Raw genomic sequence first — 25,394 nt, 5'->3', positions numbered from 1 at the left:
AGTATTCATGTCTAAAATTTTAAAATGTATCACGTTAGCCGTGGTAATGTTATTAATCGTAACTGCATGTGGCCCTAATCGTTCGAAAGAAGATATTGATAAAGCATTGAATAAAGATAATTCTAAAGACAAGCCTAACCAACTTACGATGTGGGTGGATGGCGACAAGCAAATGGCGTTTTATAAAAAAATTACGGATCAATATACTAAAAAAACTGGCATCAAAGTAAAGCTTGTAAATATTGGTCAAAATGATCAACTAGAAAATATTTCGCTAGACGCTCCTGCAGGAAAAGGTCCAGATATCTTTTTCTTAGCACATGATAATACTGGAAGTGCCTATCTACAAGGCTTAGCTGCTGAAATCAAATTATCAAAAGATGAGTTGAAAGGTTTCAATAAGCAAGCACTTAAAGCGATGAATTATGACAATAAGCAACTAGCATTGCCAGCTATCGTTGAAACAACCGCACTTTTCTATAATAAAAAATTAGTGAAAAATGCACCGCAAACGTTAGAAGAAGTTGAAGCTAATGCTGCCAAACTAACTGATAGTAAAAAGAAACAATACGGTATGTTATTTGATGCTAAAAATTTCTATTTTAATTATCCGTTTTTATTCGGCAATGATGATTATATTTTCAAGAAAAATGGCAGTGAATATGATATTCATCAGCTAGGACTAAATTCAAAACATGTCGTCAAAAATGCTGAACGATTACAAAAATGGTACGACAAAGGGTATCTTCCTAAGGCAGCAACACATGATGTCATGATTGGTCTTTTTAAAGAAGGAAAAGTAGGACAATTTGTCACTGGACCGTGGAACATTAATGAATATCAAGAAACGTTTGGTAAAGATTTAGGAGTAACAACATTACCTACAGATGGTGGCAAACCTATGAAACCATTTCTCGGTGTACGTGGTTGGTATTTATCTGAATATAGTAAACATAAGTATTGGGCTAAAGATTTAATGCTGTATATCACTAGTAAAGATACATTACAAAAATATACAGATGAAATGAGCGAAATTACTGGACGTGTTGACGTGAAATCATCTAATCCAAATTTAAAAGTGTTTGAAAAGCAAGCACGTCATGCTGAACCGATGCCTAATATTCCTGAAATGCGACAAGTTTGGGAACCGATGGGCAATGCAAGCATATTTATCTCAAATGGTAAGAATCCTAAACAAGCGTTAGATGAGGCGACGAATGATATAACGCAAAATATTAAGATTCTTCATCCATCACAAAATGATAAGAAAGGAGATTAGTTATGACGAAACGTAACCCTAAATTAGCGGCATTATTATCTGTTATACCTGGTTTGGGACAGTTTTATAATAAAAGACCCATTAAAGGTACGATATTTTTTATCTTTTTCATCAGTTTTATTTCTGTATTTTATAGCTTTTTAAATATTGGTTTTTGGGGATTGTTCACATTAGGGACAGTACCTAAGTTAGACGATTCTCGTGTCTTACTTGCACAAGGTATTATTTCTATCTTACTCTTTGCTTTTGCAATCATGCTATATGTCATTAATATTTTAGATGCATATCGTAATGCTGAACGATTTAATCGCAATGAGGAAATAAAGGATCCGAAGGCACGTATGGTTGCAACATGGGACAAGACGTTCCCATACTTACTAATCTCACCAGGTACATTCTTATTGATATTTGTAGTTGTATTTCCATTAATATTTATGTTTGGAGTAGCATTTACAAATTACAATTTATACAACGCGCCTCCGAGACACACATTAGAATGGGTTGGTTTAGATAACTTTAAAACGTTATTCACAATTGGCGTTTGGCGTAAAACATTTTTCAGTGTTATTACTTGGACATTAGTATGGACGCTTGTTGCAACGACACTTCAAATTGCATTAGGGCTGTTTTTGGCAATTATTGTAAATCACCCTGTCGTCAAAGGTAAGAAATTTATCCGTACTGTGTTAATCCTACCTTGGGCTGTACCATCATTTGTGACAATTTTAATATTTGTAGCGTTATTTAATGATGAATTTGGTGCGATAAATAATGATATTTTGCAACCTTTATTAGGTGTAGCACCAGCATGGTTAAGTGATCCGTTTTGGGCAAAAGTGGCATTAATCGGCATTCAAGTATGGCTTGGATTCCCATTTGTCTTTGCACTGTTCACTGGAGTACTGCAAAGTATTTCATCAGATTGGTACGAAGCAGCAGATATGGATGGTGCGTCTAGTTGGCAAAAGTTTAGAAACATCACATTCCCGCATGTCATTTACGCCACAGCGCCATTGTTAATTATGCAATATGCAGGTAATTTCAATAATTTTAATCTTATTTATCTATTTAATAAAGGCGGTCCACCAGTGTCAGGACAGAATGCTGGTAGTACAGATATCTTGATATCTTGGGTGTATAATCTGACATTTGAGTTTAACAACTTCAACATGGGTGCAGTTGTGTCATTAATTATTGGATTTATTGTTGCTATTGTCGCATTTATTCAATTCAGACGTACAAGTACGTTTAAAGATGAGGGAGGTTTATAAGATGACAAAGAAGAAAAACATATTAAAAGCAATCGGTATTTACAGTTTTATAGCGATGATGTTTGTCATCATTTTATATCCACTACTGTGGACATTTGGCATTTCCCTTAATCCAGGTACGAACTTGTATGGTGCCAAAATGATACCAGACAATGCAACATTTAAAAATTATGCATTCTTACTATTCGATGACAGTAGTCAATACCTGACTTGGTATAAAAATACGCTTATCGTAGCATCTGCAAATGCACTGTTTAGTGTGATATTTGTCACGTTAACAGCATATGCTTTTTCTAGATATCGCTTTGTTGGTCGTAAATACGGGCTGATTACATTTTTGATTTTACAAATGTTCCCTGTATTAATGGCAATGGTCGCAATCTATATTTTGCTAAATACAATTGGATTATTAGATTCTTTATTTGGACTAACACTGGTATATATTGGTGGATCAATACCGATGAATGCCTTTTTAGTGAAAGGTTACTTCGATACGATTCCAAAAGAACTTGATGAATCTGCCAAAATTGATGGTGCAGGGCATATGCGTATTTTCTTACAAATTATGCTTCCATTAGCTAAGCCGATTTTAGCAGTTGTTGCTTTGTTCAATTTTATGGGGCCATTTATGGACTTTATATTACCTAAAATACTATTAAGAAGTCCTGAAAAATTCACATTAGCAGTTGGATTGTTCAACTTTATTAATGATAAGTATGCAAATAATTTCACAGTGTTTGCAGCAGGGGCAATTATGATTGCAGTACCTATAGCAATCGTATTCTTGTTCTTGCAACGCTATTTAGTATCAGGTTTAACAACAGGTGCGACAAAAGGTTAGTTTGAAATTAGGAGCGGGACAGAAATGATAAAGAACCACTAATGACGATAAAGATTAAAAGGAGGACGTTATGATGACGATTAAAGTTGGAATCATTGGGTGTGGTGGTATTGCGAATGGCAAGCACATGCCAAGTTTACAAAAAGTTGAAAATGTTGAAATGATCGCATTTTGTGACGTAGACATTTCGAAAGCAGCGAGTGCGGCAGAAGCATACGGAACTGACAATGCAAAGGTTTATGATGATTACAAAGCATTGTTAAAAGATGACACGATTGATGTTATCCATGTTTGTACGCCAAATGACTCGCATTGTGAAATTACTGTAGCAGGGTTGCATGCCGGTAAACATGTGATGTGTGAAAAACCAATGGCTAAAACGACAGCAGAAGCTCAAAAAATGATAGATACAGCTAAATCAACAGGTAAAAAATTAACAATAGGTTATCAAAATCGTTTCCGAGCAGATAGTCAATTTTTACATCAAGCAGCGCAACGTGGCGACTTAGGAGACATTTACTTCGGAAAGGCACATGCCATTCGTCGTCGAGCAGTACCAACATGGGGTGTCTTTCTAGACGAAGAAGCTCAAGGTGGAGGACCATTAATCGATATCGGTACACACGCTTTAGATTTAACGTTATGGATGATGGATAATTATGAACCAGAATCAGTGATGGGTTCAACATTCCATAAATTAAATAAACAGCATGATGCGGCAAACGCTTGGGGTTCATGGAATCCAGATGAATTTACAGTTGAAGATTCTGCGTTTGGATTTATTAAAATGAAGAATGGAGCGACGATCATTTTAGAATCCGCTTGGGCGATTAATTCTTTAGAAGTGGATGAGGCAAAATGTTCATTATCAGGAACTAAAGCAGGTGCTGATATGAAAGATGGTCTACGTATTCATGGTGAAGACATGGGTACACTTTATACCAAACACGTTGAATTGGAAAACAAAGGCGTCGACTTTTATGAAGGTAATGAAGTGGATGAAGCTGAAGAAGAAGCAAAAGCTTGGATTGATGCAGTTGTAAATGATACTGAACCAGTTGTGAAACCGGAACAAGCAATGGTAGTTACAAAAATTCTTGAAGCGATTTATCAGTCTGCAAAATCAGGCAAAGCAATTTACTTTGAATAACATCATACGGTAAGGAGGCACATCATGACAAAATTAAAAGTTGGTGTGATAGGTGTTGGTGGCATTGCACAAGACCGTCATATTCCAGCATTGCTGAAACTCAAAGACACAGTCTCATTAGTTGCAGTACAAGATATTAATACAGTTCAGATGATTGATGTTGCGAAGCGCTTTAATATACCTCAGGCAGTTGAGACACCTAGCGAGCTGTTTAAACTTGTTGATGCGGTGGTCATTTGTACACCCAATAAATTCCATGCTGATCTTTCTATAGAAGCATTGAACCATGGTGTCCATGTCTTATGCGAAAAGCCAATGGCAATGACGACGGAAGAGTGTGATCGCATGATTGAAGCGGCTAATAAAAATCACAAATTATTAACTATCGCTTATCATTATCGTCACACAGATGTCGCTATGACTGCTAAAAAAGCAATTGAAGCAGGTGTGGTTGGTAAACCTTTAGTAGCACGTGTACAAGCGATGCGTAGGCGTAAAGTACCTGGGTGGGGTGTTTTTACCAATAAAGCGTTGCAAGGTGGCGGTAGTTTAATCGATTATGGTTGCCACTTGTTAGACTTATCTTTGTGGCTATTAGGTAAAGATATGGTGCCGCATGAAGTGCTAGGAAAAACATATAATCAATTGAGTAAACAACCGAATCAAATTAATGATTGGGGAACATTTGATCATACTAAATTTGATGTCGATGATCATGTTACTAGTTATATGACATTTGCCAATCGAGCAAGCATGCAGTTTGAATGTTCGTGGTCTGCAAATATAAAGGAAGATAAGGTGCACGTTAGTTTATCAGGCGAAGATGGCGGTATCAATTTATTTCCATTTGAAATATATGAGCCCCGCTTTGGAACTATTTTTGAAAGCAAAGCTAATGTTGAGCATAACGAAGACATTGCTGGTGAGAGACAGGCGCGTAACTTTGTCAATGCGTGTTTAGGTATAGAAGAGATTGTGGTGAAACCGGAAGAAGCACGCAATGTAAATGCCCTTATAGAAGCGATTTATCGTAGTGATCTTGATAATAAGAGTATACAACTTTAATGATTATCATATATGATACAAAATTCTCAATATAAAAAGAAGGAGTGCTTTTCAATGAAAATAGGTGTATTTTCAGTATTATTTTACGATAAAAATTTTGAAGATATGTTAGATTATGTCTCAGAATCTGGATTGGATATGATTGAAGTTGGAACAGGTGGTAACCCAGGAGATAAATTTTGTAAGTTAGATGAGTTGTTAGAAAATGAAGACAAGCGCCAAGCATTTATGAAGTCAATCACAGACAGAGGCTTACAAATAAGTGGTTTCAGTTGTCATAACAATCCAATTTCTCCAGATCCGACAGAAGCGAAAGAAGCCGATGAAACGTTACGTAAAACAATCCGTTTAGCAAATCTATTAGACGTGCCAGTTGTTAATACATTTTCTGGCATTGCAGGATCAGATGATACCGCTAAAAAGCCTAATTGGCCTGTTACACCTTGGCCAACAGCCTACTCTGAAATTTATGATTATCAGTGGAATGAAAAGTTGATACCATATTGGCAAGATTTAGCTGAGTTTGCAAAAGAGCAAGATGTAAAAATTGCCATAGAGTTGCATGCAGGATTTTTAGTGCATACACCATATACAATGTTGAAGTTACGTGAGGCTACAAATGAATATATCGGTGCTAACTTAGATCCTAGTCATCTATGGTGGCAAGGTATTGACCCAATTGCTGCGATTCGCATATTAGGCCAAGCAAATGCAATTCATCACTTCCATGCTAAAGATACGTATATTAATCAAGAAAATGTAAATATGTATGGTTTAACTGATATGCAACCATATGGTAACGTTGCGACAAGAGCATGGACATTCCGTACAGTTGGTTATGGACATAGTCCATATGTATGGGCAGATATCATAAGTCAACTTATTATTAATGGATATGATTATGTATTAAGTATTGAACATGAAGATCCTATTATGTCAGTAGAAGAAGGTTTCCAAAAAGCTTGTCAAACTTTGAAATCTGTTAATATTTACGACAAGCCAGCAGACATGTGGTGGGCATAATACGAACTCGAGGTTAGTCTGAAGTTTGTCTGAAGTAAGACTGGTGGCAGTGTTGAATAAATGCATATGCCGCCAAGCCATTGCCAAAAATTTCACACCTTAAATCATGTCATTGTTTGTAAAGAAGGTGTACTTTATATAAGTATATAGCGATGGTCATACCCATTCACAGTAACAATCCTTACCATTGAAAAGAGTATATAACCTTTTCAATGGTGAGGTATATGATAATAAAAAAGCCTGTTGTCACAATGGTCATAGACACGACATACTTTAAAGGTTTCTGAATATAATATTTCAGAGCGCACTTTAAAGATGGACGTCGATGGCGACTAATGTGATGACAGGCTTTCATTTTTAAATATTCATTAATTTCTCTTCTTGTTTAATACGTACATATAAGAAATACGCATACGGTACTAATAAAATAGTTGTATATGTTGCGTGTGTTAATAATAATACACCGATTAATTCAGGAATGATGTTTAAGAAGTAATTTGGGTGTTTTGTAATTTTATATAATCCAGATTTAATAATAGGATGGTTAGGTAAAATGAATAATTTTAATGTCCAAATACCACCTAAAGTTTTAATAACCATAAATAACATGATATAAGCAAAGATTAATATAACTAAGCCAATACCATTTGCAAAGCTAAATGTATCTTTATTAATAAATGCCTCTACACCAGCCAATACATAAATTAAAACGTGTGTTATTGCTAAAAACTTCGAATTTTTAACGCCATATTCAACTGCACCGTCTGCTTTTAATTGTTTTGAGTGATTAATAGATATCTTTAAGCTGACAAGTCTGATACAGAAAAAGATAAGTAATATAGATAGAATCATGATGTCCTCCGTCATTATGTCATATGTATAAGCGTTGATTTTGACAACATAAAGTATTTTATAGATAAAACTTGTCAAATACTATTAACTATTTATTAATTTTAGTACATAAATATGTTTCTAAGTATGTGTTTATGTTCAGTATTTTGGATAATTTAATAATTTTAAGGATATTAAGCGCTTACACCGACGTGATATATTTGGCTTAACGAAAATGATTGAGGTGACAGAGATGAACTTTTTTGATATCCATAAGATTCCGAACAAAGGCATTCCATTATCGGTACAACGTAAATTATGGCTTAGAAACTTTATGCAAGCTTTCTTTGTAGTGTTCTTTGTTTATATGGCTATGTATTTAATTCGAAACAACTTTAAGGCGGCCCAACCGTTTTTAAAAGAGGAAATCGGATTATCTACATTAGAACTTGGTTATATCGGATTAGCATTTAGTATCACGTACGGTTTAGGGAAAACATTACTTGGATATTTTGTCGATGGACGTAACACAAAACGTATTATCTCGTTCTTACTTATCTTATCTGCGATTACAGTTTTAATTATGGGATTTGTTTTAAGTTACTTTGGTTCTGTAATGGGATTATTAATTGTACTTTGGGGACTTAACGGGGTGTTCCAATCAGTTGGTGGACCTGCAAGTTATTCAACGATTTCAAGATGGGCGCCAAGAACGAAACGTGGCCGATACTTAGGATTTTGGAATACATCACATAATATCGGTGGTGCCATTGCAGGTGGTGTTGCACTTTGGGGTGCTAATGTATTCTTCCATGGAAATGTTATAGGGATGTTCATTTTCCCATCGGTGATTGCATTACTTATTGGTATCGCAACATTATTTATCGGAAAAGATGATCCAGAAGAATTAGGATGGAATCGTGCTGAAGAAATTTGGGAAGAGCCGGTCGATAAAGAAAATATTGATTCTCAAGGTATGACGAAATGGGAGATCTTTAAAAAATATATCCTGGGAAATCCTGTTATATGGATTCTATGTGTTTCAAACGTCTTTGTATACATTGTACGAATCGGTATTGATAACTGGGCACCGTTATATGTGTCAGAGCATTTACACTTTAGTAAAGGCGATGCAGTTAATACGATATTCTACTTTGAAATTGGTGCATTAGTTGCAAGTTTATTATGGGGCTACGTATCAGACTTATTAAAAGGTCGTCGTGCAATTGTAGCTATTGGCTGTATGTTTATGATTACATTTGTTGTCTTATTCTACACAAATGCTACAAGTGTCATGATGGTTAACATTTCATTGTTTGCATTAGGTGCGTTAATCTTTGGTCCGCAATTATTAATTGGTGTATCATTGACTGGTTTTGTTCCTAAAAATGCCATCAGTGTAGCAAACGGAATGACAGGTTCATTCGCGTATCTATTCGGTGACTCAATGGCGAAAGTTGGTTTGGCGGCTATTGCTGATCCAACACGTAACGGTTTAAACATCTTTGGATATACATTAAGTGGATGGACAGATGTTTTCATCGTCTTCTATGTTGCATTATTCCTAGGCATGATTCTATTAGGAATCGTTGCTTTCTATGAAGAAAAGAAAATTAGAAGTTTAAAAATCTAATATCAATCGGATTAAAAGTATCGCCAATTTATTGCAGTATAGTTGGCAATCCTGCCCCGACGGCATGTGCGTGAAGAGATGAAAGATACTGCTTCTACCCTTGCAAATATATCATCTCTATGTCTCGGGGCAGATCATAATTCCCTGTTATGAAGTATCCTTATTTGCCCGACTTAGGGTGACTCAATGAATTTACTCCTTACAATAAAGACATATAGCGGTGTCGATATTGTAGGGAGTATTGTTTTATATTTAAACTCTCTAAAAAGCGGACTGAAAGAAAAGTGAAAACTTCTCTAGCAGTCCGCTTTTTCATAGAACAAAATGGAGGCGCCATAATCATTAGTTATTTGTTAATATATTTTGCTTGCTTACAATAATCACTTGGCGACATTTGTAAATATTTTTTAAAATGATAGCTAAACATTTTATACTCTGAAAAGCCTACTTTGTCTGCAATTTCATAGTGCTTATAATGTCGATCTAACAATTGCAGAGATTGTAAAATACGATAGCGATTTAAATAATCGACAATTGTAATACCAACATGATCTTTAAATGTTCGCATCGCATACGATTCACTAACATCGATATGTTGAATTAAATCTGAAACAGTCACTTTCGTTTGATAAGATTGCTTAATTTGATCAACAATCTGATTTACATAATAATCATCGTATTCTACTTTTAATAATGGTTGGAAGGCATCATGACAAGGTGCTAAGCTACGGCCGTTCTGTGATTGTTGCTCTAATAAGGTACGGACAAGTCTTCCTAAAATAACTTCTAATTGTGCATGGTCTACTGGTTTTAATAAATAATCAAGAACATGATGTTGAATGCCGGCTTTCATATATTCAAAGTCATCGTAACTCGATAATATGATGACATTACAATCTAGATGCGCAATATCATTGAGTAAATCGACGCCATTTTTACGTGGCATACGAATATCAGTAATTACTAATTCTGGCTGATGTTGTTGAATTAGTGATAATGCTTCAACACCATCTTTAGCAGTGTATATTGTATTGAAATGATAGTCTCCCCAAGGAATGATTTGCTTTAATCCTTCTCGAATAATTCGTTCATCATCACAAATAACTACCTTAAACATCTACATTCCCCCTTGAAAGTGGTATTTTATAACAAATTAACGTACCTTGATTACGCTTTGAAAAAATATGAAGTCGTGCATGTGAACCATATTGAATCATTGCTTTATTGTGTAAATGATTTAATCCCAAATGCTTAGTATCAAATACATCATTATTAAGAGATTGGCGTACATATTGCAGGCGAGATGACGACATCCCGATACCATTGTCGCAAACTAAAACATGTAAATTCTGACGTGCCAATGTCAGGCGTATAGTAATGTCCAATGACTCAGTATCTCTACCATGTTTAATAGCATTTTCTATGAGTGGCTGAAGCATCATTTTACCAATTGTCTGGTGACGCGCTTCTTCAGAACTTTCGATATGGAGCTTAATCATGTCATCAAAACGGATGTTTTGTATCGCAACATACTGTTCAATGTAGTTCAGCTCTTCGTTTAATTCCACTGTATGTGAATTTGTACGTAATGAGTAACGTAACATTTGCGATAATTGTTGGACCACAGTTTGTGCTAATTTCGGAGATAACGTAATTAAATATTGTATTGTTTGCATCGTATTGAATAGGAAATGAGGTTGGAATTGGCGCTCTATTTCCTTTAACTGAATATCACGCAAGCGACGTTCTGTATGCTCAATAGAATGGATCAGTTGCTCATTTGATTCAAATAAATCGTAAATATAATTATTAATTTCTTCTAGTTCACTGTTGTTTTTTAAAGGCGTATATGTACCTAGATGACGATTTTTGGCATAGTAAATTTTTTGAATAATCGTTTCGATATCTTTTGTTTGTCGTTTAGCCATATTATCTGCGCTAATGAAACCAAATATTACTAGTAAAACAAGAACTACGGCCATAACAATTAACAACGTGATACCATCTTCAATGTTTTCATGTATATCTTTATAAATAATGAGACGATGGTCAGCATGGTTTAATTTTACAGATTCATTCATAAATCCGAATTGTTGCGGTCTATACTTTTCACCTATAGTAAAACGGTCATCGTTGGCGTATAAAATATTGTCATATTGATCAACGATAAGTGCGAATTGTCGGCTATCTTTCTTAATTTCACTTAAACGTGGGGTGTTAGCCATATAAATTTTAAGCATATATGTACTATTATTGAATTTAAGCTGATGCGTTGAAAATAAATACATATTTTTAGTGTTTAAATGTTCATAATTATTGGTTATAAACTGATTTGGTCCAGATAATTCATAATAAAGTGTTGCGGGCTGTTGGTGTATTAATTTTAATAATTCACGTTTTGTAGCGGTAACATCATGATGATTTGTTAAATCGAGCTCTTGAAACGAATTATTATGCTGTGTAATAAATGTCTGAATCTGCTTTTCAGTGTGATGTAAAGATGACTGACTTTCATCAACATGTTGATGAATCGTACGATGCTCAATCCAAATATAGATGGCATAGAAGCTTACTAGTCCAATAATAATGACTAAAAATACTGGAAAAATAGTAGACGCAAATAACGATCGTCTCAATTGATGTCTATAAGGTTTGTATGCCGTCATTGAATCATCTCCAAAAATTTATGATGTGGAATGTCCGGTAATTTAGATTTCGGTATTAAAGGTATGTTCTTAAGATTTTCGATAGACTGATCGCTTTGTTCACTAACATCCTTTCGAATTGACTTGGCATCGAACTCTGCAACTAATCGTTGTTGTACTGAGCGGCTTGTTAAATATTGCACTAACTTTTTACGCTTAGGATGAGGGTGTGCATTTTTAACTAAAGCAATACCATCAACATTTAACATTGTTCCTTCAATTGGATAAACGATTGATACAGGATAACCTTTGTTTTTCCATGTGCGTGCATCTTGTTCGTAGCTTAGACCTGCGTAATATTTACCTTTTGCAACATCTTCAATGACTTTAGACGTCTTTGACAGTTGCATCGCATGGTTTTGGAATTGATGCACATCACTTACTCGATGATGCATGCTATAAATAGCGCGCATATGTTGATAGCCTGTCGTTGTTGTATTTGGATTTGAGTACGCAATTTTACCTTTAAGTATAGGTTGTAATAAATCTTGATAACCTCGAATCTTAATATCTCCTTGTAAATCTGAATTCACTACTATAACTGTTGGCATTAATAGAAAACTAGTAACATATTTATTGTTCGAGCGATAATCCTCTAATTGCTGTGTTACAGATGTATCTTGATAGGGAACAAAATCTTCTGGATGATCAATTGTTTCTGATAACACACCACCCATAAAGACGTCACCACGCTCCGAAAAATCTTCGTTATGCAAGTTTGAAAGCAGTACTTGAGTAGATCCATGTTTGATTTCAATTTTGACATGCTCTTGTTTTTCAAATTCATTTAAAATTGGACGAATCAAGTTTGATTGATACGGAGAATAAACTGTTAATACATTTTTATCTGATTCAGAGTGACGCGTATTAGCGCATGATGATAAAAAAATGAGAAATAATAGCAAGATATAAATTTTTGATTTCATGATATCCCATCAATTCTATGTATATTTTAATACAATAATTTTAGCAATAAATGACGCATAAGTAATGTTAAATATTTAGAAATGTTTATAGATGACTTGTTAAGACGTTGCAAATGTTGTGATAGCACAAAATTATTGTTTGTCAAGACGATTTACCGAGGCTGTAAAATCAAACTGTTATATTTTATTTGTAGCTGTTATATAAAAAACGGCAAGATATTGAACGGTTCAAAAGTATATTTTTACGTCAATAAAAGTATTTAATCCAGTCTCTTCATATATAAAAGTAAATCTTTCTAAGTGTTGATTTAACGCTTATCAACAATCATTTTTTATAAACAAATATATACTCCTAAATTAACTTTTAAAGCAATGAAAATAGTGAACATTATAACTGTTGTGTAACAGAATGCAATTAGCATATTACTGTTACACAAATTAGTACAGTTTCTATGTTTTGACATACATTTGATGAAAATTGTACATAATTTATGTGAAAAAAATCACAACAAACATGCTACAATGACTATGAAAACGTTAACATAGCATTTCAAATTCACAACATTATACAGATGGAGGCGTTTAGTATGTTAGAAACAAATAAAAATCATGCAACAGCTTGGCAAGGATTTAAAAATGGAAGATGGAACAGACACGTAGATGTAAGAGAGTTTATCCAATTAAACTACACTCTTTATGAAGGTAATGATTCATTTTTAGCAGGACCAACAGAAGCAACTTCTAAACTTTGGGAACAAGTAATGCAGTTATCGAAAGAAGAACGTGAACGTGGCGGCATGTGGGATATGGACACGAAAGTAGCTTCAACAATCACATCTCATGATGCTGGTTATTTAGACAAAGATTTAGAAACAATTGTAGGTGTACAAACTGAAAAGCCATTCAAACGTTCAATGCAACCATTCGGTGGTATTCGTATGGCGAAAGCAGCTTGTGAAGCTTACGGTTACGAATTAGACGAAGAAACTGAAAAAATCTTTACAGATTATCGTAAAACACATAACCAAGGTGTATTCGATGCATATTCTAGAGAAATGTTGAACTGCCGTAAAGCAGGTGTAATCACTGGTTTACCTGATGCATACGGACGTGGACGTATTATCGGTGACTATCGTCGTGTAGCTTTATATGGTGTAGATTTCTTAATGGAAGAAAAAATGCATGACTTCAACACGATGTCTACAGAAATGTCAGAAGATGTAATTCGTTTACGTGAAGAATTATCAGAACAATATCGTGCATTAAAAGAATTAAAAGAACTTGGACAAAAATATGGTTTCGATTTAAGCCGTCCAGCAGAAAACTTCAAAGAAGCAGTTCAATGGTTATACTTAGCATACCTTGCTGCAATTAAAGAACAAAACGGTGCAGCAATGAGTTTAGGTCGTACATCAACATTCTTAGATATCTATGCTGAACGTGACCTTAAAGCAGGTGTTATTACTGAAAGCGAAGTTCAAGAAATTATTGACCACTTCATCATGAAATTACGTATTGTTAAATTTGCTCGTACACCTGATTACAATGAATTATTCTCTGGAGACCCAACTTGGGTAACTGAATCTATCGGTGGTGTAGGTATCGACGGACGTCCACTTGTTACGAAAAACTCATTCCGTTTCTTACACTCATTAGATAACTTAGGTCCAGCTCCAGAACCAAACTTAACAGTATTATGGTCAGTACGTTTACCTGACAACTTCAAAACATACTGTGCAAAAATGAGTATTAAAACAAGTTCTATCCAATATGAAAATGATGACATTATGCGCGAAAGCTATGGCGATGACTATGGTATCGCATGTTGTGTATCAGCGATGACAATTGGTAAACAAATGCAATTCTTCGGTGCACGTGCGAACTTAGCTAAAACATTACTTTACGCAATCAATGGTGGTAAAGATGAAAAATCTGGTGCACAAGTTGGTCCAAACTTCGAAGGTATTAACAGCGAAGTATTAGAATATGACGAAGTATTCAAGAAATTTGATCAAATGATGGATTGGCTAGCAGGTGTTTACATTAACTCATTAAATGTTATTCACTACATGCACGATAAATACAGCTATGAACGTATTGAAATGGCATTACATGATACAGAAATTGTACGTACAATGGCAACAGGTATCGCTGGTTTATCAGTAGCAGCTGACTCATTATCTGCAATTAAATATGCACAAGTTAAACCAATTCGTAACGAAGAAGGTCTTGTAGTAGACTTTGAAATCGAAGGCGACTTCCCTAAATACGGTAACAATGACGACCGTGTAGATGATATCGCAGTTGATTTAGTAGAACGCTTCATGACTAAATTACGTAGTCATAAAACATATCGTGATTCAGAACATACAATGAGTGTATTAACAATTACTTCAAACGTTGTATACGGTAAGAAAACTGGTAACACACCAGACGGACGTAAAGCTGGCGAACCATTTGCTCCAGGTGCAAACCCAATGCATGGCCGTGACCAAAAAGGTGCATTATCTTCATTAAGTTCTGTAGCTAAGATCCCTTACGATTGCTGTAAAGATGGTATTTCAAATACATTCAGTATCGTACCAAAATCATTAGGTAAAGAACCAGAAGATCAAAACCGTAACTTAACTAGTATGTTAGATGGTTACGCAATGCAATGTGGTCACCACTTAAATATTAACGTATTTAACCGTGAAACATTAATAGATGCAATGGAACATCCAGAAGAATATCCACAGTTAACAATCCGTGTATCTGGTTACGCTGTTAACTTCATTAAATTAACACGTGAACAACAATTAGATGTAATTTCTCGTACATTCCATGAAAGTATGTAACAAAATTTAAGGTGGGAGCACTATGCTTAAGGGACACTTACATTCTGTCGAAAGTTTAGGTACTGTCGATGGACCGGGATTAAGATATATATTATTTACACAAGGATGCTTACTTAGATGCTTGTATTGCCACAATCCAGATACTTGGAAAATTAGTGAGCCATCAAGAGAAGTCACAGTTGATGAAATGGTGAATGAAATATTACCATACAAACCATACTTTGATGCATCGGGTGGCGGTGTAACAGTCAGTGGTGGCGAACCATTGTTACAAATGCCATTCTTAGAAAAATTATTTGCGGAATTAAAAGAAAATGGTGTGCACACTTGCTTAGACACATCGGCTGGATGTGCTAATGATACAAAAGCATTTCAAAGGCATTTTGAAGAATTACAAAAACATACAGACTTGATATTATTAGATATAAAACATATTGATAATGACAAACATATTAGATTGACAGGAAAGCCTAATACACACATCCTTAACTTCGCGCGCAAACTGTCAGATATGAAACAACCTGTATGGATTCGACATGTCCTTGTGCCTGGTTATTCTGATGATAAAGACGATTTAATTAAACTAGGGGAATTCATTAATTCTCTTGATAACGTCGAAAAGTTTGAAATTCTGCCATATCATCAGTTAGGTGTTCATAAGTGGAAAACATTGGGCATTGCATATGAATTAGAAGATGTCGAAGCGCCCGATGATGAAGCTGTTAAAGCAGCCTACCGTTATGTTAACTTCAAAGGGAAAATTCCCGTTGAATTATAAATACAATTCAGACCGAAAAGAAAGCATATGCAACTTCAAGAGTGAAGGGGCATATGCTTCTTTTTCAATTGAGTATAGAGTATTAGCAAGACGTAGTAAGTATATGAGACAACTTCTACAATGGTTGAAGGAAGACGTTTTTGTAAGTAGCTATGCTGATAAAGAATGTGATGTCTTGTTAAAGGTGGGGTTCCAATATCATCGAATGGGTTATTATTTGATACTTGCATATGAATATGAGTCTTTTCAAATTTTTATTGACCCTGAGTAATGAAAAATATTAAGATGAAACTTAATATTAAAGCAATGCGGAGCGTGATTATGAAGAGAATTAGTAAAGATATATGGGCAGTATTTAAATTACTGTATCAAAATAAAGGGCGTTTTAGCATTAATGCCTTACTATTGCAGTTAATCATGATTTTTATTAGTAGTACATACTTAATTTTACTATTTAATATGATGTTAAAAGTAGCTGGGCAAAGCCAACTTACGATTAACAATTGGACGGAAATCGTAAGTCATCCTGCCAGTGTGATACTTCTTATTATATTCATATTAAGTGTTGCTTTTCTGATTTATGTAGAGTTTTCATTGTTAGTTTATATGATTTATGCCGGCTTTGATCGACAGATTATTACATTTAAATCCATTTTTAAAAATGCCTTTGTAAATGTGCGTAAACTCGTAGGTGTACCAGTTATTTTCTTTGTCATTTATTTAATGTTAATGATACCCATTGCCAACCTAGGACTAAGTTCAGTATTAACAAAAAATATTTACATACCTAAATTTTTAACGGAAGAACTTATGAAAACGACGAAAGGTATAATCATTTACGGTACCTTTATGATTGCTGTATTTATATTAAACTTTAAATTAATATTTACTTTACCGTTAACGATTTTAAACCGCCAGTCGTTATTTAAAAATATGAGACTAAGTTGGCAAATTACGAAGCGAAATAAGTTTCGACTTGTTATAGAAATAGTTATATTGGAACTCATCATTGGTGCGATTTTAACATTAATTATTTCAGGAGCAACATATCTTGCTATTTGTGTAGATGAAGAAGGAGATAAGTTTTTAGTCTCATCAATTTTATTTGTTGTATTGAAAAGCGCATTGTTCTTCTATTATTTATTTACGAAATTATCATTAATCAGTGTGTTAGTACTGCACTTAAAACAAGAGAATGTATTAGACCAACCGGGCTTAGAATTTAAATACCCAAAACCGAAACGGAAGTCTAGGTTCTTTATAATTTCAATGGTACTTGCAGTGACATGTTTTATCGGTTATAACATGTACTTACTTTACAATAATACTATCAATACAAATATCTCCATTATTGGCCATCGTGGTTTCGAAGATAAAGGCGTTGAAAATTCTATTCCGTCATTGAAAGCTGCTGCAAAAGCGAATGTCGAATACGTTGAGTTAGATACAATTATGACGAAAGATAAACAATTTGTTGTTAGTCATGATAACAATTTGAAACGTTTAACAGGTGTTAATAAAAATATTTCTGAATCTAATTTCAAAGATGTCGTCGGTTTGAAAATGCGTCAAAATGGACATGAAGCAAAACTTGTATCCTTAGACGAATTTATTGAAACGGCTAAACAATCAAATGTGAAGCTACTAGTAGAGTTAAAGCCACATGGTAAAGAACCAGCAGATTATACACAACGTGTTATTGATATTTTGAAAAAGCATGGTGTTGAACATCAATATCGTGTGATGTCATTGGATTATGATGTGATGACTAAGTTGAAAAAAGAAGCGTCATATCTCAAGTGTGGTTATATCATTCCGTTGCAGTTTGGTCATTTTAAAGAAACATCATTAGATTTCTTTGTCATCGAAGATTTTTCTTATTCGCCAAGACTTGTTAATCAAGCGCACTTGGAAAATAAAGAAGTCTATACTTGGACTATTAACGGCGAAGAAGATTTAACGAAATACTTACAAACCAATGTTGATGGTATTATCACAGATGACCCAGCATTAGCTGATCAGATTAAAGAAGAAAAGAAAGACGAAACATACTTCGATCGTTCTATAAGAATTTTGTTTGAATAATATAAACAAAGACCTCTAAAGTTATCAAGATGATACTTTCAGAGGTCTTTTTAATGTTGCGCCTATGGCATGAGCGATTGTTTTATTCGTTTATAAACATGTGTCAAGTATTTATAAGGCAATTTGGCGTCACAAACACTTACATGATTTATTGGTGAATTATTAATTGTTTTGTGAATGCAAAGGGTTAGAAATTGAATCGTAAATACTTTCTAATCTATGTTTCGCTTTAGTCATTTGATCCAAATTTTTAGTGCGTATAGCTGATTTAACAATATAGTGCGCAGCTAAAATGTCGCGTTTTTGATACGCATCTAAATTTAGGTACGATAATTTATTTAAGTCAGTGTTTGCTATTAATTCATGTAATTGATCTACAAGCGCTTGATGTTGATACGTATGTGATGTAGTTTCAGATTTGCTTGCTAATTTAATACCAGTCGTATCAAGGAGCGCCGCTTTAATACCAGCAACTAAATATGTTTTGATTTTCATTTGTGTTGTCATGCTTTGTTACTCCTTTGATGTACATTAATCAAAAAAATTATACACTATTGTATATTGCAAAGCTAATTAACTATAACAAAAAGATAGTTAATGCTTTGTTTATTCTAGTTAATATATAGTTAATGTCTTTTAATATTTTGTTTCTTTAATGTAGATTGGGCAATTACATTTTGGAGGAATTAAAAAATTATGAAAAAGCAAATAATTTCGCTAGGCGCATTAGCAGTTGCATCTAGCTTATTTACATGGGATAACAAAGCAGATGCGATAGTAACAAAGGATTATAATGGGAAATCACAAGTTAATGCTGGGAGTAAAAATGGGACACCGATTTCTAATGGTTACTTTTGGGGGAAAATCGATAGTCTAGAATCACAATTTTCTAAAGCATTAGCAATAATTGAAGAGTATCAATATGGTGAGAAAGAATATAAAGATGCAAAAGATAAGTTTATGGATAGAATTTTGTCAGAAGATCAATATCTTTTGGAGAAAAAGAAAGCTCTGTATGAGAAATATAAAGAGTGGTATAAAAAGCACAAAGAGATAAACCCAACTTATCCAAAAATGCAAACATTCCATGAATTTAGTGTATATAATCTAACTATGGAAGAATACAATGAGATTTCTAAATCTTTGAAAGATGCGGAAGAAGAGTTTCGTAAAAATGTAAGCGAAGTTCAACTACAAAATTCTGATTTGAAGTCTTTTGACAAAACTAGAGAAACTAAGGCTACAGATGATATATACGATTTTGTTTGTGAAATAGACACACTTGTAGCTACGTATTATGGCGACCAGAATTATAGAGAAAATGCGAAAGAACTTAGAATGAAAATGGATTTAATACTTGGAGATTCTGATAACCCTAACCGAATTACGAATGAAAGAATTAAAAATGAAATGATGAAAGATTTAAATTCAATCATTGATGATTTCTTTATAGATACTAATCAAAACAGACCTACAACGATAAAGAAATACGATCCTAGAATTCATGACTTTACTAAGAAAAAAGAGAATAAAAGTAACTTCGATGCTTTAGTTAAAGAAACTAAAGATGCGGTTGCTAAGGCTGATAATTCTTGGAAAACTAAAACTGTCAAAACATATGGTGAAGCTGAAACAAAAGCACATGTTGTAAAAGAAGAGAAGAAAGTTGAAGAACCTCAATTACCTAAAGTTGGAAACCAGCAAGAGGATAAAACTACAGTTGATAAAGCTGAAGAAACAACACAACCAGTGGCACAGCCATTAGTTAAAATTCCACAGGGCACAATTACAGGTGAAATTGTAAAAGGTCCAGACTATCCAACTATGGAAAATAAAACGTTACAAGGTGAAATCGTTCAAGGTCCAGATTTCCCAACAATGGAACAAAGCGGCCCATCATTAAGCAATAATTATACAAACCCACCGTTAACGGACCCTATTTTAGAAGGTCTTGAAGGTAGCTCATCTAAACTTGAAATAAAACCACAAGGTACTGAATCAACGTTGAAAGGTACTCAAGGAGAATCAAGTGATATTGAAGTTAAACCTCAAGCAACTGAAACAACAGAAGCTTCAAAATATGGTCCGAGACCGCAATTTAACAAAACACCTAAGTATGTGAAATATAGAGATGCTGGTACAGGTATCCGTGAATACAACGATGGAACATTTGGATATGAAGCGAGACCAAGATTCAACAAGCCAAGTGAAACAAATGCATACAACGTAACGACAAATCAAGATGGCACAGTAACATATGGCGCTCGCCCAACACAAAATAAGCCATCAGAAACAAATGCATATAACGTAACAACACATGCAAACGGCCAAGTGTCATACGGTGCTCGTCCGACATACAAGAAACCAAGTAAAACAAACGCATACAACGTAACGACAAATCAAGATGGCACAGTATCATATGGGGCTCGCCCAACACAAAACAAGCCAAGCAAAACAAATGCATATAACGTAACAACACATGCAAACGGCCAAGTATCATACGGAGCTCGCCCGACATACAAGAAACCAAGCAAAACAAATGCATACAACGTAACAACACATGCAAATGGTCAAGTATCATATGGCGCTCGCCCGACACAAAAAAAGCCAAGCAAAACAAATGCATATAACGTAACAACACATGCAAATGGTCAAGTATCATACGGAGCTCGCCCGACATACAAGAAGCCAAGCGAAACAAATGCATACAACGTAACAACACATGCAAATGGTCAAGTATCATATGGCGCTCGCCCGACACAAAAAAAGCCAAGCGAAACAAACGCATATAACGTAACAACACATGCAGATGGTACTGCGACATATGGGCCTAGAGTAACAAAATAAATTTATAACTCTATCCAAAGACATACAGTCAATACAAAGAATTATGTATCTATACAACAGTAATCATGCATTCTATGATGCTTCTAACTGAATTAAAGCATCGAACAATCGGAAGCATATTTCTAAATTATTTATTCATTATAGTCTTAAACATAACATGACCTAATATATTACTAACCTATTAAAATAAACCACGCACATCTAAGTGATATACGACAATCACAGCAATAATAATTGCTTTAGAAAGTCGTACCGAACTGGAACTTACAAGTCTAGTTCGAACACACACTGATGTGAGTGGTTTTCTTTATTTTAAACATGAACAATCAGATAAGTTACTAGCATTAGCAAATATTATTAAATCAAAGGGCTTCGATTCATAAAATTTAAAACAATGATTAAAATTAGACGTGTAAATGTTAAATTCTAAAACGGAAATAACCACCATCCCATTAAACCACTTTTTTGTTCAATCACTATATTTCACACAGCTTCATTAATAAAACGAAATTGCTTCAACCCGCTTCAACTTCAGCCTACTTCATTCAATAACCTAACGAATCCGCTTCATCCAAAATCAACCATTCTAACGCACATACTCAAATATAGCAGCTGCACCCATGCCGACACCAATACACATCGTAACCATGCCGTAACGGCTATCGGGACGTCTACCCATTTCATTAAGTAAACGCGCGGTTAACATTGCCCCTGTAGCACCTAATGGATGACCTAAAGCAATAGCGCCACCATTCACATTCGTACGTGATATATCTAGACCTACTTCTTTAATAGATGCAATCGTTTGAGAAGCAAATGCTTCGTTCAATTCGATCAAATCAATGTCTTCAACAGATAGATTGCTGAGTGACAATACTTCAGGAATCGCATATGCAGGCCCAATACCCATAATTTTCGGGTCAACGCCTACTGCCTTATAACCAACGAATCGTGCAATAGGTGTCACGCCTAGTTCTTTCACTTTATCTCCAGACATTAAAACTACAAATCCTGCACCATCAGAAAGTGGGGCAGATGTTCCCGCAGTCACAGTGCCGTCAGCTTTAAATACTGTACGTAATTTGGCTAATGCCTCCATCGTGGTGTCAGGGCGTATAAATTCATCTTGGTCAAAGATATTTGTGTGTACTTTTGGTCCTGCGTTTGTATATTCAACTGAGTTTACCCGTATTGGAATAATTTCATCTTTGAACCGACCATCACGTTGTGCGTCATAGGCACGTTGATGACTTCTGACAGCATAAGCATCTTGATCTTCGCGTGATACGTCAAATTGGGATGCTACATTTTCAGCAGTTAAACCCATAGGATATGACGCACCTATATCATCATATTGTAAGGTTGGATTGTTTGTGGGCTCGTTGCCACCCATTGGTACGGCACTCATCAATTCAACGCCACCAGCTACAAGTATATCTCCTTGACCAGCCATAATTTGATTGGCTGCAATCGCGATGGTTTGTAATCCTGATGAGCAGTAGCGATTCACTGTTTGACCCGGTACCGTGTCAGATAATCCCGTACGCAATGCAATCGTTCGTGCAATGTTTTGTCCTTGTAATCCTTCTGGAAAAGCCGTACCAACAATGACATCTTCAATCAAATTCTTATTGAATTTTCCGTCAATACGTTTCAATACGCCTTGTAATACTTTGGCTGCGACATCATCAGGTCTTTCGTGGAATAATGCGCCTTGCTTTGCTTTTGCTGCGGCTGAACGCCCATAAGCTACAATGTATGCTTCTTGCATGGTTATCATCCTCTCTTAATGACTATCTTTTAATTACGTAATGGCTTACCAGTTTTTAACATATGTGAAATTCTTTCATATGATTTTTTAGATTTTAGTAAGTCAATAAAGCCAATTTTCTCCAACGATTGAATGTAACGTTGATTGATAAATGTATTTCTTGGTAAATCACCACCCGCTAAAATTGTGGCGATATTTAAGGCGATATGATAATCATGGTCGCTAATAAAATGCCCCCGTCTTTGCGCATCTAATTGTCCTTGGATCAATGCTTTGAAGTCTTCACCTAAAGCGATATATTGATGTCTAGGATTCGGAATATAGTTTGTTTCTGCTTCATATTTCGCACGTTTGAGCGCAACTTCGACACGTTGTGCTGTATTGAAAATAATCGTATCTGTATCACGTAAATAACTATAACGACGTGCCTCAAAGGCATTTGTAGAGACTTTCGCAAATGCGATATTCGTCAGTACTTTTGTCATGGAAGCTTGTTTGTCATCAAACTTATGCGATGTGCGTAATATGCGATCAGCCATTTCTGCAAGGCCACCGCCACTCGGTAATAAGCCAACGCCTGCTTCAACAAGACCTATATATGTTTCACTTGCAGCGACAACAATAGGTGAGTAAAGTACAAGCTCACAGCCACCGCCTAAGGCACGACCTTGAACAGCTGTGACTACTGGTTTCAAACTATACTTCAAACGATTAAAGCTATAATGTAATTTATCAATTGATTGTGCAACGACATCATCTACAAGACCGTCTTCATGCGCCTTTTTCATTAAGAAAAGGTTAGCACCCACACTGAAATTGTTACCATCTGCATAAATGACCATACTTGTGTAATGTTCATTTTCCAGTAAATCAATGGCATCAACTAACGCATCGTTGAATTCATCGGTAATGACATTATTTTTACTTTGTAATTTCAGTAACAGTTGATCATCATGAGTTACGGAAAGTTTGGCATCACCTTTATCCCAAAGTTCATCTTTTACGAAGTGAGAAATAGGTGTTGCATATTCAATGGTCTCATCTTGTTTATAAAAGCCACCATCTAAATCACTAATCCATTGTGGTAAGTCTCCAAGTTCGTCTTCCATACGTGTTTTAACACGTTCGTATCCCATTGCATCCCATAATTGGAATGGACCAAGTTTCCAGTTGAACCCCCAGACAAGCGCACGGTCTATGTCTCGGAAATCATCGGTAGCTTTAGGTACATTGATAGCAGAGTAATAGAAATTATTACGTAATGTCTCCCATAAAAATAGTCCCGCTTCGTCTTGCGCATTGAATATGGTATCAAGGTTATGCACTAAGTCTTTATTAAATTCATTTAAAATTGGTAATTGTGGTTGCGATACAGGTACATAATCTTGTTTTTCAACATCGTAAACAAGTCGAGCTTTAGTTTCTTTATCCTTTTTGTAAAATCCTTGTTTCGTTTTACGTCCGAGTGCGCCATTGTCAAACAACGTATTTACAATTTTGACATCATGAAAATAAGGTGTTTCTTCAGGTACTTGTTGCATGCCTTTAATTACAGACACTGCAATATCTAAACCGACTAGGTCAGATAGCGCATATGTACCTGTTTTAGGACGACCAATCGCTTGCCCAGTTAAAGCATCCACATCTACAATGCTTATCTTGTGTTGCTCGGCGCGATACATAATATCATTCATTGTTTGCGTGCCGACTCTATTTGCGACAAAGCCAGGCACATCATTGACGACAATGACACCTTTACCTAACACATTTTGCGCGAAATTTTTTACATCTAATATAATAGATTCCTTCGTGTGTGACGTAGGTATTAACTCCACTAATTTCATAATACGTGGTGGGTTAAAGAAATGTAGACCAAAGAATCGTTCTTGATCCTTCTCGTTAAATGCTTGAGCAATCGCATTAATTGGAATACCTGATGTATTTGTAGCGAATAAAGCATCTTCTTTAGCATGTTGTAGAACTTGTTGCCAAACAGCATGCTTAATTTCAATATCTTCTTTGACTGCTTCGATATATAAATCAGCATCATCATTTACCAAGTCATCATCAAAATTACCATATGTTAAATGACTCGCTAGATTTAAGTCGAATAGTAGCGGCCGTTTCTTATCTGTAATTTTATCGTAAGATTTTTTCGCAATGAGATTTGGATCGTTTTTGTCCACTACAATATCTAATAGTTTTACTTTAAGTCCAGCATTCACAAAGAGTGCTGCCAGTTGAGCGCCCATCGTGCCTGCGCCAAGAACGGTTACTTTATTAATTGTCATAGTGATTCCTCCAATTTAGTTGAGGATAAGATAACCATTAAGATAATTGGAATAACGTTGC

At 35.1% G+C, this 25,394-nt stretch carries 20 protein-coding genes; 12 read left to right on the top strand and 8 right to left on the bottom strand.

Annotation, left to right across the window (positions count from 1 at the left end; all coding sequences use genetic code 11):
- Nucleotides 1-7: 7 nt before the first annotated feature.
- The 6 genes from JQN76_RS02485 to JQN76_RS02460 all read left to right on the top strand — a co-directional run bounded on the left by JQN76_RS02485 (nucleotide 8) and on the right by JQN76_RS02460 (nucleotide 6,629).
- The gene (locus tag JQN76_RS02485) at nucleotides 8-1,279 is read left to right on the top strand and encodes a maltodextrin ABC transporter substrate-binding protein (protein ID WP_000034961.1); all 1,272 of its coding nucleotides are present in this window, start codon (nucleotides 8-10) and stop codon (nucleotides 1,277-1,279) included.
- Between the two features lie 2 nt (nucleotides 1,280-1,281).
- Nucleotides 1,282-2,550, top strand: coding sequence for a sugar ABC transporter permease (locus tag JQN76_RS02480; protein ID WP_000166885.1), 1,269 nt, complete (start codon nucleotides 1,282-1,284; stop codon nucleotides 2,548-2,550).
- A gap of 1 nt (nucleotide 2,551) precedes the next feature.
- Entirely contained in the window at nucleotides 2,552-3,391 is an 840-nt protein-coding gene (locus JQN76_RS02475) for a sugar ABC transporter permease (protein WP_000162661.1), read from the top strand.
- Between the two features lie 73 nt (nucleotides 3,392-3,464).
- Nucleotides 3,465-4,541, top strand: coding sequence for a Gfo/Idh/MocA family protein (locus JQN76_RS02470; RefSeq protein ID WP_000153465.1), 1,077 nt, complete (start codon nucleotides 3,465-3,467; stop codon nucleotides 4,539-4,541).
- Nucleotides 4,542-4,565: 24 nt separating this feature from the next.
- Nucleotides 4,566-5,606 (top strand): Gfo/Idh/MocA family protein, encoded by a 1,041-nt coding sequence (locus tag JQN76_RS02465; RefSeq protein WP_000163819.1) that lies wholly within the window; start codon nucleotides 4,566-4,568, stop codon nucleotides 5,604-5,606.
- 54 nt (nucleotides 5,607-5,660) lie between these two features.
- Nucleotides 5,661-6,629 carry a sugar phosphate isomerase/epimerase family protein gene (locus tag JQN76_RS02460; protein ID WP_000690421.1) on the top strand — a complete coding sequence of 323 codons (969 nt, stop codon included), beginning with the start codon at nucleotides 5,661-5,663 and terminating at the stop codon, nucleotides 6,627-6,629.
- Nucleotides 6,630-6,986: 357 nt separating this feature from the next.
- On the opposite strand, the gene JQN76_RS02455 is transcribed toward JQN76_RS02460, so the two are convergent.
- Nucleotides 6,987-7,481 (bottom strand): isoprenylcysteine carboxyl methyltransferase family protein, encoded by a 495-nt coding sequence (locus JQN76_RS02455; protein ID WP_000603755.1) that lies wholly within the window; start codon nucleotides 7,479-7,481, stop codon nucleotides 6,987-6,989.
- Nucleotides 7,482-7,713: 232 nt separating this feature from the next.
- On the opposite strand from JQN76_RS02455, the gene uhpT reads away from it, so the two are divergent.
- The gene (gene uhpT / locus JQN76_RS02450; protein ID WP_001008722.1) at nucleotides 7,714-9,093 is read left to right on the top strand and encodes a hexose-6-phosphate:phosphate antiporter UhpT; all 1,380 of its coding nucleotides are present in this window, start codon (nucleotides 7,714-7,716) and stop codon (nucleotides 9,091-9,093) included.
- Between the two features lie 346 nt (nucleotides 9,094-9,439).
- Here uhpT and JQN76_RS02445 read toward each other — a convergent pair whose 3' ends face one another.
- Genes JQN76_RS02445 through JQN76_RS02435 form a run of 3 tightly spaced genes read right to left on the bottom strand, consistent with a single transcriptional unit; the run spans nucleotide 9,440 to nucleotide 12,724 of the window.
- Complete coding sequence (locus tag JQN76_RS02445; RefSeq protein WP_000477518.1) at nucleotides 9,440-10,210, bottom strand: response regulator transcription factor HptR; 771 nt, start codon at nucleotides 10,208-10,210, stop codon at nucleotides 9,440-9,442.
- Nucleotides 10,203-11,759, bottom strand: a complete 1,557-nt coding sequence (locus JQN76_RS02440) for a hexose phosphate transport sensor histidine kinase HptS (protein WP_000127990.1) — start codon at nucleotides 11,757-11,759, stop codon at nucleotides 10,203-10,205. Before JQN76_RS02440 ends, JQN76_RS02445 begins: the two co-directional genes overlap by 8 nt.
- On the bottom strand, nucleotides 11,756-12,724 hold the full coding sequence (locus JQN76_RS02435; RefSeq protein WP_000837116.1) for a hexose phosphate-binding lipoprotein HptA: 969 nt from the start codon (nucleotides 12,722-12,724) through the stop codon (nucleotides 11,756-11,758). The genes JQN76_RS02440 and JQN76_RS02435 overlap by 4 nt, the downstream gene beginning before the upstream one ends.
- Nucleotides 12,725-13,311: 587 nt before the next feature.
- Here JQN76_RS02435 and pflB point away from each other — a divergent pair.
- The 4 genes from pflB to JQN76_RS02415 are packed head-to-tail and all read left to right on the top strand — an operon-like array spanning nucleotide 13,312 to nucleotide 18,424.
- Complete coding sequence (gene pflB / locus JQN76_RS02430; protein ID WP_000894660.1) at nucleotides 13,312-15,561, top strand: formate C-acetyltransferase; 2,250 nt, start codon at nucleotides 13,312-13,314, stop codon at nucleotides 15,559-15,561.
- 22 nt (nucleotides 15,562-15,583) lie between these two features.
- Nucleotides 15,584-16,339 carry a pyruvate formate-lyase-activating protein gene (gene pflA / locus JQN76_RS02425; RefSeq protein WP_000911657.1) on the top strand — a complete coding sequence of 252 codons (756 nt, stop codon included), beginning with the start codon at nucleotides 15,584-15,586 and terminating at the stop codon, nucleotides 16,337-16,339.
- A complete protein-coding gene (locus tag JQN76_RS02420; protein ID WP_001108303.1) occupies nucleotides 16,329-16,610 on the top strand; it encodes a hypothetical protein in 282 nt (93 codons plus the stop codon). The genes pflA and JQN76_RS02420 overlap by 11 nt, the downstream gene beginning before the upstream one ends.
- A gap of 50 nt (nucleotides 16,611-16,660) precedes the next feature.
- Nucleotides 16,661-18,424: a glycerophosphoryl diester phosphodiesterase membrane domain-containing protein gene (locus tag JQN76_RS02415; RefSeq protein ID WP_000822606.1), complete on the top strand. Its 1,764-nt coding sequence runs from the start codon at nucleotides 16,661-16,663 to the stop codon at nucleotides 18,422-18,424.
- A gap of 162 nt (nucleotides 18,425-18,586) precedes the next feature.
- Here the strand turns inward: JQN76_RS02415 and JQN76_RS02410 are convergent, their stop codons facing one another.
- Nucleotides 18,587-18,931: a complement inhibitor SCIN family protein gene (locus JQN76_RS02410; RefSeq protein ID WP_000211603.1), complete on the bottom strand. Its 345-nt coding sequence runs from the start codon at nucleotides 18,929-18,931 to the stop codon at nucleotides 18,587-18,589.
- Between the two features lie 189 nt (nucleotides 18,932-19,120).
- On the opposite strand from JQN76_RS02410, the gene coa reads away from it, so the two are divergent.
- The gene (gene coa, locus JQN76_RS02405; protein WP_000744061.1) at nucleotides 19,121-21,271 is read left to right on the top strand and encodes a staphylocoagulase; all 2,151 of its coding nucleotides are present in this window, start codon (nucleotides 19,121-19,123) and stop codon (nucleotides 21,269-21,271) included.
- A gap of 181 nt (nucleotides 21,272-21,452) precedes the next feature.
- On the opposite strand, the gene JQN76_RS02400 is transcribed toward coa, so the two are convergent.
- The 3 genes from JQN76_RS02400 to fadB all read right to left on the bottom strand — a co-directional run bounded on the left by JQN76_RS02400 (nucleotide 21,453) and on the right by fadB (nucleotide 25,333).
- Complete coding sequence (locus tag JQN76_RS02400; RefSeq protein WP_031762187.1) at nucleotides 21,453-21,560, bottom strand: hypothetical protein; 108 nt, start codon at nucleotides 21,558-21,560, stop codon at nucleotides 21,453-21,455.
- A gap of 297 nt (nucleotides 21,561-21,857) precedes the next feature.
- Nucleotides 21,858-23,042 carry a thiolase family protein gene (locus JQN76_RS02395; RefSeq protein WP_001154615.1) on the bottom strand — a complete coding sequence of 395 codons (1,185 nt, stop codon included), beginning with the start codon at nucleotides 23,040-23,042 and terminating at the stop codon, nucleotides 21,858-21,860.
- A 29-nt stretch (nucleotides 23,043-23,071) separates the two neighbouring features.
- Nucleotides 23,072-25,333: a 3-hydroxyacyl-CoA dehydrogenase/crotonase FadB gene (gene fadB, locus JQN76_RS02390; RefSeq protein ID WP_000154517.1), complete on the bottom strand. Its 2,262-nt coding sequence runs from the start codon at nucleotides 25,331-25,333 to the stop codon at nucleotides 23,072-23,074.
- Nucleotides 25,334-25,394: the final 61 nt, after the last annotated feature.

Origin of the sequence: Staphylococcus sp. SM3655, from assembly GCF_016917315.1 — a bacterium.
Classification (GTDB): Bacteria; Bacillota; Bacilli; order Staphylococcales; family Staphylococcaceae; genus Staphylococcus; species Staphylococcus aureus.
Note: the sequence above shows the minus strand (reverse complement) of the source record. Positions and strands in the feature narration are given on the sequence as shown.